This is a genomic window from Microbulbifer variabilis (genome assembly GCF_052468405.1).
In genome coordinates this window covers 3,580,405-3,596,046 of record NZ_CP174343.1, presented here as the reverse complement: position 1 = coordinate 3,596,046, position 15,642 = coordinate 3,580,405, and the positions used below count along the sequence as shown (strand labels likewise).

Annotated in this window: 12 protein-coding genes and 1 pseudogene; 6 read left to right on the top strand and 7 right to left on the bottom strand. The window is 47.1% G+C overall.

Annotation, left to right across the window (positions count from 1 at the left end; genetic code table 11):
• Positions 1–58: 58 nt before the first annotated feature.
• Together ACJJJB_RS16300 and ACJJJB_RS16295 are read right to left on the bottom strand one after the other, a co-directional pair.
• Positions 59–856 (bottom strand): oxygen-binding di-iron domain-containing protein, encoded by a 798-nt coding sequence (locus tag ACJJJB_RS16300; protein ID WP_020414475.1) that lies wholly within the window; start codon positions 854–856, stop codon positions 59–61.
• A 13-nt stretch (positions 857–869) separates the two neighbouring features.
• On the bottom strand, positions 870–1,313 hold the full coding sequence (locus ACJJJB_RS16295) for a pseudoazurin (RefSeq protein WP_020414476.1): 444 nt from the start codon (positions 1,311–1,313) through the stop codon (positions 870–872).
• A gap of 262 nt (positions 1,314–1,575) precedes the next feature.
• Between ACJJJB_RS16295 and radA the strand changes: the two genes are divergently transcribed.
• On the top strand, positions 1,576–2,970 hold the full coding sequence (gene radA / locus ACJJJB_RS16290) for a DNA repair protein RadA (RefSeq protein WP_020414477.1): 1,395 nt from the start codon (positions 1,576–1,578) through the stop codon (positions 2,968–2,970).
• Positions 2,971–3,100: 130 nt separating this feature from the next.
• On the opposite strand, the gene ACJJJB_RS16285 is transcribed toward radA, so the two are convergent.
• Both ACJJJB_RS16285 and ACJJJB_RS16280 read right to left on the bottom strand, forming a co-directional pair.
• Positions 3,101–4,201, bottom strand: a complete 1,101-nt coding sequence (locus ACJJJB_RS16285; RefSeq protein WP_445365161.1) for a YHYH protein — start codon at positions 4,199–4,201, stop codon at positions 3,101–3,103.
• Positions 4,202–4,243: 42 nt separating this feature from the next.
• Positions 4,244–4,498: a hypothetical protein gene (locus ACJJJB_RS16280; protein WP_353375634.1), complete on the bottom strand. Its 255-nt coding sequence runs from the start codon at positions 4,496–4,498 to the stop codon at positions 4,244–4,246.
• 197 nt (positions 4,499–4,695) lie between these two features.
• On the opposite strand from ACJJJB_RS16280, the gene ACJJJB_RS16275 reads away from it, so the two are divergent.
• The 3 genes and pseudogenes from ACJJJB_RS16275 (at position 4,696) to cobO (ending at position 6,620) form a co-directional block, all read left to right on the top strand.
• Entirely contained in the window at positions 4,696–5,121 is a 426-nt protein-coding gene (locus ACJJJB_RS16275; protein WP_445365160.1) for a hypothetical protein, read from the top strand.
• Between the two features lie 12 nt (positions 5,122–5,133).
• On the top strand, positions 5,134–5,949 hold the full coding sequence (locus tag ACJJJB_RS16270) for an alpha/beta fold hydrolase (RefSeq protein WP_444946116.1): 816 nt from the start codon (positions 5,134–5,136) through the stop codon (positions 5,947–5,949).
• Positions 5,950–6,005: 56 nt separating this feature from the next.
• Positions 6,006–6,620 (top strand): annotated as a pseudogene (cobO, locus tag ACJJJB_RS16265) (cob(I)yrinic acid a,c-diamide adenosyltransferase).
• Between the two features lie 162 nt (positions 6,621–6,782).
• Here the strand turns inward: cobO and ACJJJB_RS16260 are convergent.
• Both ACJJJB_RS16260 and ACJJJB_RS16255 read right to left on the bottom strand, forming a co-directional pair.
• Positions 6,783–7,838: an AraC family transcriptional regulator gene (locus ACJJJB_RS16260; RefSeq protein WP_444900940.1), complete on the bottom strand. Its 1,056-nt coding sequence runs from the start codon at positions 7,836–7,838 to the stop codon at positions 6,783–6,785.
• Positions 7,839–8,579: 741 nt separating this feature from the next.
• On the bottom strand, positions 8,580–10,181 hold the full coding sequence (locus ACJJJB_RS16255) for an AbgT family transporter (RefSeq protein WP_020414484.1): 1,602 nt from the start codon (positions 10,179–10,181) through the stop codon (positions 8,580–8,582).
• A 331-nt stretch (positions 10,182–10,512) separates the two neighbouring features.
• On the opposite strand from ACJJJB_RS16255, the gene ACJJJB_RS16250 reads away from it, so the two are divergent.
• Positions 10,513–11,214, top strand: a complete 702-nt coding sequence (locus tag ACJJJB_RS16250; protein ID WP_282952398.1) for a glutamine amidotransferase-related protein — start codon at positions 10,513–10,515, stop codon at positions 11,212–11,214.
• Positions 11,215–11,849: 635 nt separating this feature from the next.
• Positions 11,850–14,837, top strand: coding sequence for a TonB-dependent receptor (locus ACJJJB_RS16245; RefSeq protein WP_020414486.1), 2,988 nt, complete (start codon positions 11,850–11,852; stop codon positions 14,835–14,837).
• A gap of 123 nt (positions 14,838–14,960) precedes the next feature.
• Here ACJJJB_RS16245 and ACJJJB_RS16240 read toward each other — a convergent pair whose 3' ends face one another.
• The gene (locus tag ACJJJB_RS16240) at positions 14,961–15,281 is read right to left on the bottom strand and encodes a hypothetical protein (protein ID WP_020414487.1); all 321 of its coding nucleotides are present in this window, start codon (positions 15,279–15,281) and stop codon (positions 14,961–14,963) included.
• Positions 15,282–15,642 lie beyond the last annotated feature (361 nt).

The window sequence follows — 15,642 nt, the reverse complement described above, 5'->3', positions numbered from 1 at the left end:
GGTTAATGAGGTGAAACACTGGTGGCGTTGTAGGCGCCACCAGTCAATATCTCTGGGTTCAGGACTTGCCGAGGGGCAGGCGGAAATCTTGATGGCGCAATAGATCTGGGCCGCACTCCAGCTTCTCCAGCCAACCTAGGAATCGGTTTTTGGTTTCGTCCGAGGAGAAATAGCCGCCGTGCTGAGGCACGATCATAGACGGGTTTAATTCACGCACCATCTTGGCCCAAAGCCGGCAGGCCCAATTGCCTCCCATATAGCGCTGGTGAAAACCTTCCATTGATGGGATATGTGTGTCGAAATCTAACACCTCTCCCTCTTCGCCACCGAGGGAGGCACCAATATCTCCGGAAAACAGGATACGGCTAACCGGATCATAGAAGCTGAAATTGCCACATGAATGCAGAAAGTGAGCGGGCAGGGCCCAGATTTCACTATCGGCAAAAGGCAGTACTTCGCCTTTATCATTGAGCGGTACTATGCGGTCCTGCCATTTCTCACTGCCCGCCCGAGAGGCTACGAAGCCAGATACTAAATGTGGCAAGAAGCGCGACCAAAGTTTTGATACTGCCACCTTACAGCGGGAATGCAGCATCCAGCGCGGCAACGAGGCGATAATATCCGGATCCTGGTGTGAGGCCAGAATGTATTCAAGATCGCTCAGGTTAAGGTGGCGGCTGAGCTCGATAGTCAGGGGTGTATAGGTTAGATCGCCGCCGGGATCAATGAGCGCTCCCTTGGTACCGCGGCGAATTACAAACTGGTTGGCCTGAACGCCGTCGCTGCCATTCTGCTCATTGACCAGATCGCAGAAACGCGCAACCAGGTGGTGGCCTTTTTCAAATAGGATGTCCACGCCGCGGCTCTCCTTATTTCACCAAGCCGAGGTACTGTTGCAGTCGCTCCTTATTTACAGCAATACGATCATTCATCCCTTCGGCGTGTTTCTTGGCCTCCTCAAGGTTGCCGGCTTCGCCGACCTGAATTACCCCAACCATACCCAGTGGTAGATGTGGGTCACACTGGTATAGGTAAACACCCTCTTTGTTCAGGGTTACAGTCACTTTTTCCCCCATAGTGCCGTTCCAGGAAGCGCCCTCTGCTGGGGAAAATACGGAGCGGGTGTTGTGGGCCATATCAGTGGGAAGAAAAGTTACTGTGTCGCCCAAGGCAACGCTTAGGAAGGCTGGTTCAAAAGTCATCATGCCATCCTTGCCCTGGTTCAACATTTTAACTTCGTGGTCTGCTGCCAGGGCGGAGGTCGAGGCCAAGGCGAGCGCTAGAATTGCGCCGCGAAGAGAAATAGACGACATGCTTACTTCCTGTTTGGTGATTGGTCAGTGTGATTGAATGCCTCCCCATTAGTGGGTACAGGCAGCGGCGGATATTATCTCGGTGGAGACCCAGGGAATTGATCTAGATCAATCGCGTAGACGGCGTAGATTAAGGAAGTAAGTGCCATTGCGTTGGACCGATACAGGTGAGTCATTTATGTCTGCTCAGCGCTGCCCGTTGTTCCCTGATAAGGGGTAAACTGTACGCCAAATTATTCGGGCAACTGTTCGGGAGATAACCTTGGCCGCAAAACGCAAAACTGCCTATGTATGTAATGAATGTGGTGCGGACTACACCAAATGGGCAGGGCAGTGCAGTGCCTGTGGTACTTGGAATAGCCTTTCAGAGGTACGGCTTGGGCCTGAACATAAGGACAGCCGTGCAGCCAATTTTACCGATGCGCAGAGCGGCTATGCCGGCACTGCTGGTGCTGGCAAGGTGCAAAAGCTCTCGGAAATTGACCTGAGCGAATTACCGCGAATTCCCACTTCCGCCTCTGAGTTAGATCGTGTGCTGGGCGGGGGTCTGGTGCCGGGCTCGGTGGTGCTGATTGGTGGACACCCCGGAGCCGGTAAATCCACGGTACTACTACAAACTCTGTGTCATTTGGCTATCTCCATGCCAGCGTTGTATATCACCGGGGAGGAGTCCTTACAGCAGGTGGCTATGCGGGCCAAGCGCCTGGGCTTGCCTACAGACTCCCTGCAACTACTTAGCGAAACTGATGTAGAGCGCATCTGCCTGGCGGCCAGGGAGGTGAATCCGCAAGTGATGGTGGTGGACTCCATCCAGGTCATGCATATGAGCGATGTACAGTCCGCACCAGGCTCGGTAGCTCAGGTACGGGAGAGTGCAGCCTACCTGACCCGCTACGCCAAGCAAACCGGCACGGCACTGATTCTTGTGGGCCACGTCACGAAAGATGGCAGCCTCGCCGGCCCCAAAGTACTGGAGCATATTATCGATTGCTCCATTTTACTTGAAGGTACTCACGACTCCCGTTTCCGCACTTTGCGCGCGCACAAAAATCGATTTGGTGCGGTCAATGAGCTGGGGGTGTTCGCTATGACCGAACAGGGTCTTAAAGAAGTCTCCAACCCCTCCGCTATTTTTTTGCAGCGCGCAGAGGAAATCGCCGCGGGTTCGGTGGTAACTTCTGTTTGGGAGGGTACTCGCCCACTTTTGGTGGAGTTGCAGGCGTTAGTGGATGACAGCAGTTTGGGTAATCCGCGCCGTGTGGCAGTGGGGCTCGACCAAAACCGTTTGAACATGTTGTTGGCGGTGCTGCACCGACACGGTGGTGTATTGGTGGGCGACCAGGACGTATTTATCAATGTGGTAGGTGGGGTTAAGGTCATGGAAACCAGTGCTGATCTGACTTTGTTATTGGCTGTGGTTTCCAGTTTCCGTAATCGCGTTCTGCCCCGAGATTTGGTGGTGTTCGGTGAAGTGGGCCTGTCTGGTGAGATTCGACCTGTGCCTTCAGGCCAGGAGCGTTTGCGTGAAGCGGCCAAGCACGGTTTCCGCAAGGCGATAGTGCCCGCCGCAAACCGCTTAAAAAATGATATCGAGGGGATGGAAATGCACTCGGTAAAAACTCTGGCGGAAGCCCTTTCCGTTATAGATATGAGCTGAAACTGCTAAATTTTTTCAGCAAATCATTGTAATTTGTTGTTTGAGGAGAAACTGCTGTTGATTCAACTGTTACCCGGTTAGCGATCGCCTTTAAACGTATTGTTTAAATAAATTGGCAGGTTTGGTTGAGTCAGCCGAATCTCCTTCCCGCTCCTCTGTCGCGGGGTGTTCTCTGTGGGCCCCGGCGAAAATCTTCTGAAGGCGTACCCTTGTAGCAGCGCGGAATAATTGGCCATTCTTCAGTGAGGAAGTAGGCGTAGGTGCCCTCGGGAAAGTTGGGGGAGCGCACGAAACGGCCGTTGCACTCATCAAGGGAGCCTGAGCCTTCCACATACTCGTAGTCAGCTACGAAAGTACCATCATAGTAACCGCCTGGCTGATTGCTGCCAGCAGGACGCTGCCCAGCTTTCACTTGATAACTGGACCGCATTTTTGCGATACCGGATTCACTATTTTGGCCATCTTGAAAACCGTACAAGGCATAAATTGGGAAGCCATCTGCAGCCCAACCAATTAGCGGTGAGTGGTGCTCAGAGGTTACTTGCAAGCGTGCCAGAAGTCCGGTCGGCAGGCCGTGGTAGTGGTAGGCTCCGCTAGGCTGCACATGCGCAAAGTTATCATCCACACCTAAGGGGACTGCACCTGATAACGCTTCATATCGCCAAGGGCCACGATTACCCAGATACCATTCTGCTGCACTTGGATCAAAAGGCACACCGTTAATGCCGATGCCGAAATTCTGCAGTGTGACGGGTGTGACTTGTGCTGCCACTTTGGGGGTGGCTGGAATTCTGTATTTATAGCGCTGGGCTTCAATTCTGTGTGGATTACCTGCGTTGGGAAAAGCGCCTGTTTTATGGGTTGAGATACCATTGGCTTCAATCACTCTCCAGGGGCCCTGCACAGACACCGTCACCACACTGGAGGCGATAGGCGTACGATTTGCAGGAACAGTGCTTTGCAACCCATCTGACTGTATTGCTAGGTGTTTGCGAGTGGGAGGTCTGCCTGCAATACGGTCTTTGGAGGGGGCCTGGGCAATATTCAATCTCTCCGGTAGGCAGATGAGTGTCTGGGACTCTGTTAAGTTAAAACACTGGCCAATACTATGCCCGACAGCACAACTGGCACCGGGAGTGAGGCTATGGCAGGCTTCAGTTGCTGTTTCTGGTAAATGACCTAGAGCAGTCGGGGCAACACAGACAAGAGTTAGTAATAACCACTTTTTCATACGACAACCTAAAACTGCACGGCCCCTGACAGATCGGAAAATTTATTCGGAATCCGCTTCTTTGTCCCTGCGCGGTCTGTGGCCCTCCATTTTTGCCGGTACGCAGACCAGTTGCTCTTCCTTGGGAGGGATACGGCAAGTGCCTTCCAATGTACCTCGTGGAGTTTCAACGGTGCAGGAATCCCCTTCCGACATTTCATTACATGCATCAAAGGCCTCCTGAGGCGGTTTGCGAGGTTGTGCCGTTGCTGTAGAGGCGATGGCTAGCATAGCGATGGGAATCAGAATTTTATTCACAGTGCTCTCCTTTTTGGATTCGACTGAGTGGATTGTTGCTATCAGTATTTCATAACTGGTGTGGAGCCTTATCTTGGGAAGGAGGCTTTTTTCACTAACCGATGAGAGCCAACATAGTTCAGGAATGCGCAAGGAATGTGGAATTTATGTAAAGAAATGTGGAAGTAAGCAAGGGCGCTGGTACCAGGTAGAGCTTCATGTTTAACCGCGTGTTTGACCGGCCTGTTCATTATGGTCGGACTGTCGCGCTATCATACTTGCTGTTGCTTTGTTACCCAGTAGTGGATGTTTCACTTTATTTGGGTAAAGGAGGCTCGTTAATATTTTTGAAACAGAATCCAGTCTGTCTTTATAGTGGCCAGCCATTTCACGTCGCAGTAAAAGTGGAAAGTCTCACATCGGCTTCATTACCGATTCTGGTGTGTATATGGTGGAGAGCAGGTAAATTTATAAAAAATGAGGTGAAGTGGTTTATAGCTGCTATTTCAGGCCTTTCTTCCTTTTCACCCGGAAAAGGTGCCATTTCCCTATTTATTGGGATTAAGGTGAATCTCTTTGTCACTCACTTTCTGCTGCTGAACTATACCTTTGTAGTTATTCTTACTACAGCTATCTGGTATTGATGGTGGAACTGTATGTCGGTATTTAGCCAGGATGGCGTGAGCCTGTACTTTGAGCTTCGCGGGAATGGTCCTCGCCTGGTATTCCATCCCGGTACTCTCAGTGATCTCAGAGTACATCCGACTGTATTTGATTCTCCATTGGCACGACATTTTGAAATACTGAGTTTTGATCCACGAGGAATTGGGCAATCCAATTCTCCCGATGCCTCTCCTACGATGTTTGACTATGCCCAGGATCTCAAGCGTTTAATGGAGCATATAGGTTGGCAGGATGCACTGTTTATTGGCGAATCTTTTGGTGGAATGGTATTGCAGGAGTTTGCGCTTCTCTATCCACAAGCTGTGCAGAGACTCGTTTTGATAGTCACCAGTTCTGGGGGGCCGGGAGGAGCTTCATTTCCTCTCCATAAATATGATATCGAAGCAATGAACGTCGAGGAAAAAGTTAACTTTTTCATCTCGGCTGGAGATAGCCGTATGCCGAGTTCCAATAATGAACAAATAGAAACGGCGCTCTACACACCTCTGCGGAATTACTACAAGCAAGTTTGTGAGATTTCTATAAATAAGCCGGAAGGGGCTTTATGCCGTTCTCGACAACTCCAGGCAAGAAAGGGACATGATACCTTTGAACGCTTGCCTGAGCTCAGGGTTGGGACACTTATTTGTGGTGGTCGCTATGACAGAATCGCTCCTTTTGAAAACCAGAAGGCTTTATTCCAGCAAATAAATGAATCTCGCCTGGGAATTTTTGAAGGTGGGCATCATGTACTATGGCAGGACACTTTGATTTGGGGTGTCATTTTGAGTTTTCTTAAGTTGACTTAAATATTGCTATCAATTTGTTTACATAGTTATGTGCCTAAATATTTATTGGTTTTTTTATGAGCTCTAAATTTCAGGATGAAAGTAGACAATACAAGGAGCGTATGCGGAATCGCAAGCAGATCGTTGATGAGACGGTATCTAGAGCGCAGGATGAGCGTGGAACTGTAATTTTATATACTGGTGATGGTAAAGGTAAAACCACAGCAGCTATGGGGTTGGTAACAAGGGCTCTGGGTTATGCTTTCTCTACGGTGGTCATACAGTTTATAAAAGGTACTTGGGAGTGCGGGGAGAAGAATTTATTGATGGGATCTTCCCGCCCTTTGCAGTGGTACCAGATGGGTACGGACTTTACCTGGGAAACCCAGAACTTTGATGCACATAAGGCCGCAGCACAAGCGCTATGGGAGAAGGGGTTGATGGCCATGCGTGATGAAAGCGTGTAATTGGTTGTTTTGGATGAATTGACCTATGCATTAAATTTTCACTGGCTGGATAAGGCTGAAGTATTGGCAGCTATACGGGATCGCCCCAAGGAACAGTCAGTTATTATTACCGGCCGTGGTGCTAAACAATATTTGAGGGATATTGCGGATACCGTTAGTGAAATGCGCGCGGAAAAGCATGCCTTTGCTAGTGGTCTCGCAGCACGTAAAGGTATTGAGTGGTAATGAAGCAACTGCAGGCATAGGCCTAAACCTTGCGGTAAGGATTGAGCCAACTGGTTTTGATTATTAGCACCTACTGATTATATATTTACAGCTTAATGCGCTGAGGCCGACAGGGTGATGTTATCATAATAAGCACCCTGCCATTTTTGGTGAAGGGTCCAATTACTCGGTTTCTGCTACTTCTCTGGCAGCGATGCTGGCTATCATTTGGCGTCTCACACGCATCGGCGTGGTTCCAAACCAACGATAACAGGCGCGGTTGAAAGAGCTCTGCTCACGGTATCCCAACATATTGGATATCTGTGACATGGGCGGCTGTTTGGTACTCAAGTAGTATTCGGCACGCTCACGGCGAATGCGATCCAGTAAATCTTCAAATACGAGATTGCGGTCACGCAGCCTCCTTTGCAGGGTGCGCTTGTGCATGCCAAGTTGGTTAGCAACTTCTTGCAGGCTGCAACGCTTCAGCGGCATCAGGCAATAAATAAGCTGCTGCACTTGCTCTATCAGACTGGCTTCCCCCTGTTGTAGGAGCTCTTCAATATATGTCTTTAGCAGTGGACGTAGGCTCGGGTTACACTTTTCAGTGGGGTGTAATAGGGAGCTACTGCTCAGGATAAGTGCATCTTTTTCCCGCCCAAAGTGTATCGGGACACCGAAGAAATTTTCATACTGGTCATGCAGGGGGCGCTCTGTTTGCAGATGCACGGCTTCCAATTGGAAGTTTTCTCCGCAAAGATTTTGTAATGCGACCATGGAGACCCCGAGGAGAAATTCTCGGCACTGTTCCAGGGCAATAGCGGGGGCTCCCCGCTCCTCTGTTTGGAGGTCGTCTATGCAATAAAAATAAAGATATGTGTGTTTGCCTTTTTTCTGAAGTTCCACACGCAGGTTATAGGGTGGCTCTCCGAGCTGCCTAATTGCTGCGTTGAGGAACTCCCCCAAAGTTAGGGACTGCAGTACCGCTGCTCCCAGCGATCCCAATGCAGCCGCCCCCTGGCTGTAAGCAAGGCGCAGTCCAAAATCTGCACAGTTGAGTTGATGCGTAGCTCTGTTCATCAGGTCGTTTACGGATCTTAAGGGTAGGTAACCCTCAAGGCTTTCAACTTGCTGGGGATTTATTCGGGCATTTATTAGCAAGGCCTCAGGGCTGCCATTAAATTGGCTCACCAACTCATAAAAGCCCGTTAACAGCGTAGTTCTTATTTGTTGAGTCAATTTCTTAGAATCCTGTATACCACTCGGATAAATGACGTTATGAACTTGTTCCGAGTTAAATAATTCAATCTGGCGTTAGTGAAACGACTGTTAGCAGAACCCAGGGATAATAAAAAACGGAGCCTTGTGGCACGTTATTTATGGTTTTCTTCTAAGGGTTATTACTGTGTCTGTTATAAGGACAATCTTGTCGGCGGAAGTCTGCTCTGTTTTGACGTCCGGATATGTCAATGGATGGATGGGCAATAACAGTCACTGCCTTATAAGAATAAGGTCAGTGCAGGGCACAACCATGGTGCTCATCCTGAGCGGATAGTGAATGATAGTTCGATCAGGGCAAGGCGCTGGTGGCGATAATCCGCGTATTGATCTCCGCTTAACGTTATTACAAGTATCTATATTACTTGTTTTTTTTAGGTCTTTTGAAGACTGTTAATCGATATGTGGATTTAAACCTTGTCGCCTAAAGAAAAAAAATACCCGTATGCTTGGTCATTTAAGAAAAAAATTCCTTAAATTCTTATAAATGCATTTTTTGTTTTATGGCGACTAAGCGATTGGGAATAATAGTTTTTCAGAAAAATTTGTTAGAAATCGGTTTTCGTTAAATATGTTCTCTGCAAGAAGCCTTGCCTGCCCGAAATTGGGACATACGTACTTTCTTTGGTGGCTGTAGTTAGGATTAGGACAAAGGGTTGTAAAAAAAAGAGCCCGCATAGGGCGGGCTCTGGAGTGTATGGTTTAGCCGCCGTAATAGGTTGCGGCTCCTGGACCAACAGGGAGGCCCAGGGCAAAAACCCAAATGTAGAAGAGGGCAGTCCAACCGATAAAGAAGAAAATAGAGTAGGGGATCATAGTGGCGATCAAGGTGCCCATGCCTAGGTCTTTTTTGTAGCGGGCGGCGAAGGTGATGATTAGGCCAAAGTAGCTCATCATTGGCGTAATCACATTTGTCACAGAGTCACCGATACGATAGGCCGCTTGAATAACTTCGGGGGCATAACCGAGCAGCATCAACATGGGTACAAAGATCGGGGCGGTTACAGCCCATTGGGCAGATGCGCTACCGAGCATCAGATTTACAAAACCGCACATCATGATGAAGAACAGGAACAGCAGTGGCCCGGTCAGGCCAATGCTCTGTAGAGCGTCGGCGCCCAGTACAGCAAAGATAGTACCGAGATTGGTGACTTTAAAGAAGGCAACAAATTGCGCTGCGAAGAACACCAGCACGATATACATGCCCATGCTATTCATGCTCTTGGCCATGGCATCGATCACATCGCGGTCATTCTTCATGGTGCCAACCACTTTGCCGTAAACAAAGCCAGGGATGGCGAAGAAGACGAGGATCAGGGATACAATACCTTTCAGGAATGGGGAGCCGGCTACCAAGCCGGTTTCGGGGTTACGCAGAACTCCCCACTCAGGTACAACAGAAAGAGCAAATAGAGCGGAAACGGCTAAGACAGCGAGACCCGCGTATTTAAGTCCCCGTTTCTCGTCATCGGTCAAAGTGCCCAGCTTGTCCTGGCTTAAATCTACCGAAGCTTCATTTGGGTCATACTTACCCAGCTTGGGTTCTACGATTGCCATTGTGACCCAGCTGCCGACAAGGGTAATCAGGAAAGTACTGACGATCATAAAGAACCAGTTTACTTCCGGACCGACGCTGTAGGTCGGGTCAATCATATGGGCTGCTGATTCTGTTATGCCTGAGAGTAGTGGGTCCACAGTGCCCAGTAACAGGTTGGCGCTGTAACCACCAGAGACGCCGGCAAAAGCAGCAGCCAAACCCGCCAGGGGATGACGGCCCAGGGAGTGGAAGATCATGGCTGCCAGAGGGATCAGCACAACATATCCGAGTTCTGAGGCGGTGTTAGAGATAATACCGGCGAAGACCACGATCACTGTGACAGTACGCTTGGAAGCCTGCAATACCAAGCCGCGTACTGCGGCACTCAGCAGGCCTGAATGCTCAGCAATCCCTACTCCGAGAAGAGCGACCAATACTGTTCCAAGAGGGGCAAAGCCGGTGAAGTTTTTCACCAGGCTGGTGACGATCATCCTAAGGCCGTCACCGCTCATCAAGTTGAAGACTTCAATGACTCCATCTGGGTCACGGCCAGCTGCGCCCACAGGGCGGGGATCGGCGACGGACAGGCCAAAGTAGGAAGCTATGCCACTAAGCACTACCACCCCAACGGCAAAAAGTGCAAACAGGGTAATGGGGTGGGGAAGCAGATTACCAAGCCACTCCACTACATCTAGGAAGCGAGTAAAAGCCGTCTTGCGCCCAGGCGAACTATCCTGCTGATCGCTGGGGGAGGTCGTTGTGGTCATTGTTTGTCCTCAATCATTTTGGTGTCGGCTGCTCCTAATTGCCTCTGGAGCGTCCGTTAGCCGAATAATTGGCTGAAAAATGTGCTAAGGCGCGATCATACACAAAAGTCCTTTGGGTAAGAATGCCTGAGGGGGGAATGTTCCCTACGGGTGGATCGGTAATCACCAGTCAGATATACACTGGGGAGGGTGTTTTAAAGAAACGGCACTTCTATTTCGGTCACCAAAACTGTGAGTTTGTGACAGTCTTTTAACAGGTCAGCTTAAGAGACCTGTCATTCTTGAATATGCCATAATCCCAACACTCAGCAGTCAACTCAGCGGTGAAATAATGAAAATTGGAGTGTTAAAGACCGACGATGTGCGCAAGGAGCTGGTGGGCGAATTCGGCGAGTATCCGGAGATGTTTGCCGAGCTATTGCGCAGTCAGGATTCAGGGTTGGAGTTCGCTACCTACGAGGTACAGCACGGTCAATACCCGGAGCAGATAGATGAAGTAGATGCATATCTGATCACTGGTAGTAAAACCGGTGTTTATGATGATAAAGAGTGGATTCCGCCGCTGATGCAATTTGTGCGCAAGTTACACGATGTAAAGAAGCCCACTATTGGCATTTGCTTTGGACACCAGCTGATTGCTCAGGCTCTGGGAGGAAGAACCCGCAAGTCTGACAAAGGTTGGGGATTGGGAGTGCATACCTATGAGATGCAGGAAACTCCCTCCTGGATGTCTGAGCCGCTGAATAACTTTAGTTTGTTGGTTACCCACCAGGATCAAGTTGAAGCGCTTCCCCCGGGCGGCCGTGTGCTGGCTTCCAGCGAGTTTTGCCCTATGGCTATGTTGCAAGTGGATGACCATATGCTCAGCTTTCAGGCTCACCCAGAGTTTACAAAGCCCTATTCCAATAGCTTGATGGAGTTGCGCCGGGAAGCTTTCGGCGAAGAAGTTGTGCAGAAGGGGCAGGCTTCTTTACAAAATGATATCCATGAGAATGTCGTTGCCAAGTGGATGTTGGAGTTCTTGCGCAAATAATATATTTCAAGAGGGCGGGTTTCTCGTCCTCTTATCTTGCCTCTTCATCACTTTAACCCTACCGCAGAATTTTTTATTTTCATCAGTCTTGGTCAAGATATATATCCTTTGATTGCAAAATCAAATTTGGGTTTTGAATAAGAAGATATTGTGTAAGCAACCTTGCCAGTAATGTATTGATTTTGATGTAAATAATAATTTTTTAATTTGATAAGAAATAATCATTTTTAATTTGTGGTGATTGTTAGGGTTTTCATATCAAGCTTATAAATTCCAGAGTCTTTTTAATTTTTCTGGGACAAATTACATTTTCAGTTATCTATTTTATTTGGTTATTGAGTGGTTAGCACGTTCTTGGCGTGATTCTCTCTGATTTCTAACAAATGCAGAGCTAAAGAGATTGTTTTACAAAATATGAAGGAATAATGTGTGTCTCAGTCTCTTCAAAGTGGACGTTTGCTTTTGATCCCATTTTAGGATTTCTATGGGTCGGATGAGTTTATAACTGGTTGTTTAGAAGGAGTGGAACGTCTACTTGGTTTGATATTGGAGGCTGTGGTAGCGGGGTAGATATTTTGAGCCTGATATAAAAGCCGATAAATTATAAATAAACTGACAATAAAAAGGGTGGCTTTATGACCTTATTCAAGAAGACAATAGTAGCTGCATCTATTAGCCTGTCGATTTTGGGCAGTCAAGCCATAGCTGCAGGAAATGTTAATGGAACGATTGATGGTTCAATTTTAGGACATAATGGAGCTGAGATAACTGACGCCACCATTATTATCGAGAATGAGAAAAATGGATTTAAAAGAACAATATCTACTGGGGTGAATGGGGATTTCAGAGTTAACCTTCCCAGTGGGGCCTATAAAGTTACGGTGCAAAAACGTGGTTATCAACCTACGGTTATTGAGAAGGTTTTAGTCTCGATTGGTAGTTCGGCCAGCTTGGATATACCTTTGTCACTGGGTGATCTTGAAGAGGTTGTAGTCTTTGGGGAGGTAGCTCCGCAAATACGTAGGGGAACAGCGGAATCCTCACTTAATATTGGGTTGGCTGATATAGAGATGCTGCCTGTTTCTCGTAACATTGAATCGGTAGCTTTGTTGGCGCCTGGGACAGTTCTGGGGGATTCCGGCTTTGGGGAAGATAAGGATCTGATTTCTTTTGGTGGCGCCTCTGTAGGGGAAAATGCATATTATATTGATGGTCTCAATGTTACAAATTTCCGAAATGGACTTGGTGGTTCTTCAGTCCCCTTTGAATTTTATGATCAGTTTCAAATAAAAACTGGGGGATATAGCGCTGAATTTGGTCGTTCACTTGGTGGGGTACTGAATGCTGTTACTAAAAGGGGAGGTAATGAATTTGAATATGGAGTGGTTGCTTATTACGAGCCTGCGGACCTTCGCTCAACTAGTCCTAATACAATATCCACTGATGGCACTCTTTATGATTTAAATTCCGAAAACGAAAAATCAAGATATACGACTGACTATTATGTCAGTGGGCCGATAGTTCCTGATAAACTATTTTTCTATGCCTTATATGAGCAACAGGAAACGATTGAAGAATTTACAACAAGGGCTGATCCGGGTACTTTCAATGATAGAGAGATTGGTGATGATTTCTGGGGAGTAAATTTAACCTGGAATATTACTGATAATCATATATTTTCCTACGTACATTTCTCAGATGAGCGCACCAGAGAGAACAGGCAATTAAACTATGACCCTTACAATAAGGATGATCAAGGATATAAAGGTACAGTATGGGATGAGCGAGGAGGAGAAAACTGGCTTGTTCGATACGACGGGCAAATAACTGATAACTTTAGTGTATCACTTCTCCATGGTGAGAATGAATATTCCCTAACCACTACGAGCACTACCGATACAGAATGCCCATATGTTGTTGATACAAGTGATGGAGCAATACCGGGGAATTCTTCTACATTTCCTGGCTGTGAGGCTAGTGCCAGGCCTCAAACTGGTGGTGATGAGCGCGTTGCTGATCGTATAGATTTTGAATGGGTCTTAGGGGATCACACCTTACGATTTGGTTATGATCAAGAAAATAACTCCTCAAGTTCTGCAGAAACTTATTCGGGTACTGGGTTGCGAGCAGATGGAGGTGTCTACTATAGATATTATACTTTTACGCCAGGTGCAGAACTATCAAATGGGGGGATCGTTCCCGATATTCATGGGGATGGATCAGATGTCCACATTGTTCGATATCGCCTGGGGGAAGTGTCAGGTGACTTTGAAGTGGAGTCTAAAGCATTTTACATTGAGGATACTTGGGATATCACTGACACCCTTACTATAAGTGCAGGGCTTCGCAATGAGACCTTTTCTAATTATAACGGTGAGGGAGATGTATTTATTGAAATTGATGATCAGTGGGCGCCCAGGCTAAGCTTTTCTTGGGACCCCTTTGGCGATGGTGAATCTCGTTTGTTTGGTAATTGGGGGCGGTACTTTATGCCGATTGCCTCAAATACCAATGTGCGTTTGTCTGGTGGTGAATTAGGGATACAGCGCTACTTTATATTTGATGGGGATTATGACCCCGTCACTGTTGCTCCATCTAATGTAGGTACCGATGGTATCCCTCTCTCTGAAGAAATAGGCTCCACTCAGATAACTTCCAGTGGCGAAGTTCCTGATAGCGCGCAGCTATCGGATCGGGATCTAGAGCCGATGTATCAGGATGAAATTATTTTTGGTTATGAAAAGGTTTTAAACAGTGATTGGACTGTTGGGTTAAAGGCCACTTACCGTGATTTGAAATCCCATATTGATGATGTGAGTATTGATCATGCTGTTGATGCTCTGGGTTATGAGCATACTGGAGATGCTCATGGATATGTACTAGCTAATCCAGGTAATGATATTACTATACCTTATGATAGGTACGGAACTGGCGAGCTGGAGATGACAACTTTTCCTGCAGAGCTATTAGCTTACCCTGAGGCAAAACGAAAATATAAAGAGTTGGAGGTCTCGACCAAGCGAGGATTTGATGGGGTCTGGGGAATCAGTGCGAGCTATACCTGGTCTGAAAGTAAGGGGAATACTGAGGGTTATGTAAAGTCAGATAATGCACAAGATGATGCGGGAATAACTCAAGACTTCGATTTCCCTGAGTTAATGGATGGAGCCGATGGCTTTCTTCCTAATGATCGTACCCATAAGTTTAAAATATATGGTAATTATCAAATAATGGAAAGCCTACTCTTAGGGGTCAATCTACTTTGGCAATCAGGGCGACCTATTAACTCTTTTGGTGCGGGGCATCCTAATGGAACTCCTTCCTATGGGGATACTTATTATCTCACGGATTCCGATGGTAATTTGATAAAAGCAGAGCGTGGCAGTAGTGGACGAACTGGTTGGGTTAAACAAATAGATTTATCATTGGTTTATACTACTCGAATTGGTTTAGCTGATCTAGAATTAAGAGCTGAAATTTTTAACCTTCTGGATGCAGATGCTGAGACTGAAGTATATGAATTTGCCGAATTGAGTCCAGGGATTGCTGATCCGAATTGGGGTATCAATCAGGTTTATCAAACTCCTCGTTACTTACGTTTTGGAGCAAGTGCGCGCTTTTAAAATAAGAGGAGTATTTTTAGTAGGGGCTGTCTTCAGCTGAAGAGGAGGCGGCCTCTGATGTTGCTATTTATAGTTTTGGCTGATTGTTAATTTTTTCTAATGGTTATTTTTGTGGTCAAAATGTTAGTTGATTCCCGACATTAAGTCTTCATCAAACAATAAAATTCTTACTGTGATAGGATCTTCGATTTGAAAAATCCTTCTTGCTGTTTCATCAATCCGGATAGCAAGTTTTTGCAATATTTCATGTGTGCGTGCAGGCTTTTTACTGCATATTATTTCGATATAACAGCCAGCGGGTTCTACATAATTTGATTCAACCACCGCTGTAACTGCATGCTCTCCTTTGGCTTCAAGCCCCTCGATAAGAATTTCATTAAATATGGCTGGCACAGAATCTGGAACCAGTTTTGAGGACTCTATAAATATCTTGCAGCTGGGCATGTGCTTCTACCAGAAAGGGTGATGTTGATTAGATGCTTTAAGCTGATATAACTTCATGACTGGCTAGCCGATAGATACATTTCTCAATAATTCTCAATATGAAAATCTCAGCTGATTACATTATAGCTGTTGACCTTGAATGCTGCTTTGGCGCTCTCGGAAAAAGAAGAGGGTATCGAACAGGTGAGAATATAGGTGTTAAAAAAGCATGGCTATAGGCTTAGTAAAAGACTGCTAACAATGTCAGGATTAGTAATAGGGGCGCTATGGCCTGTGGTGATTTCTATCATTTGCCAGCCAGCCAGCCAGCCAGCCAGCCAGCCAGCCAGCTTTTTGCCCATGTTCGACTTTGTGCGCGAGA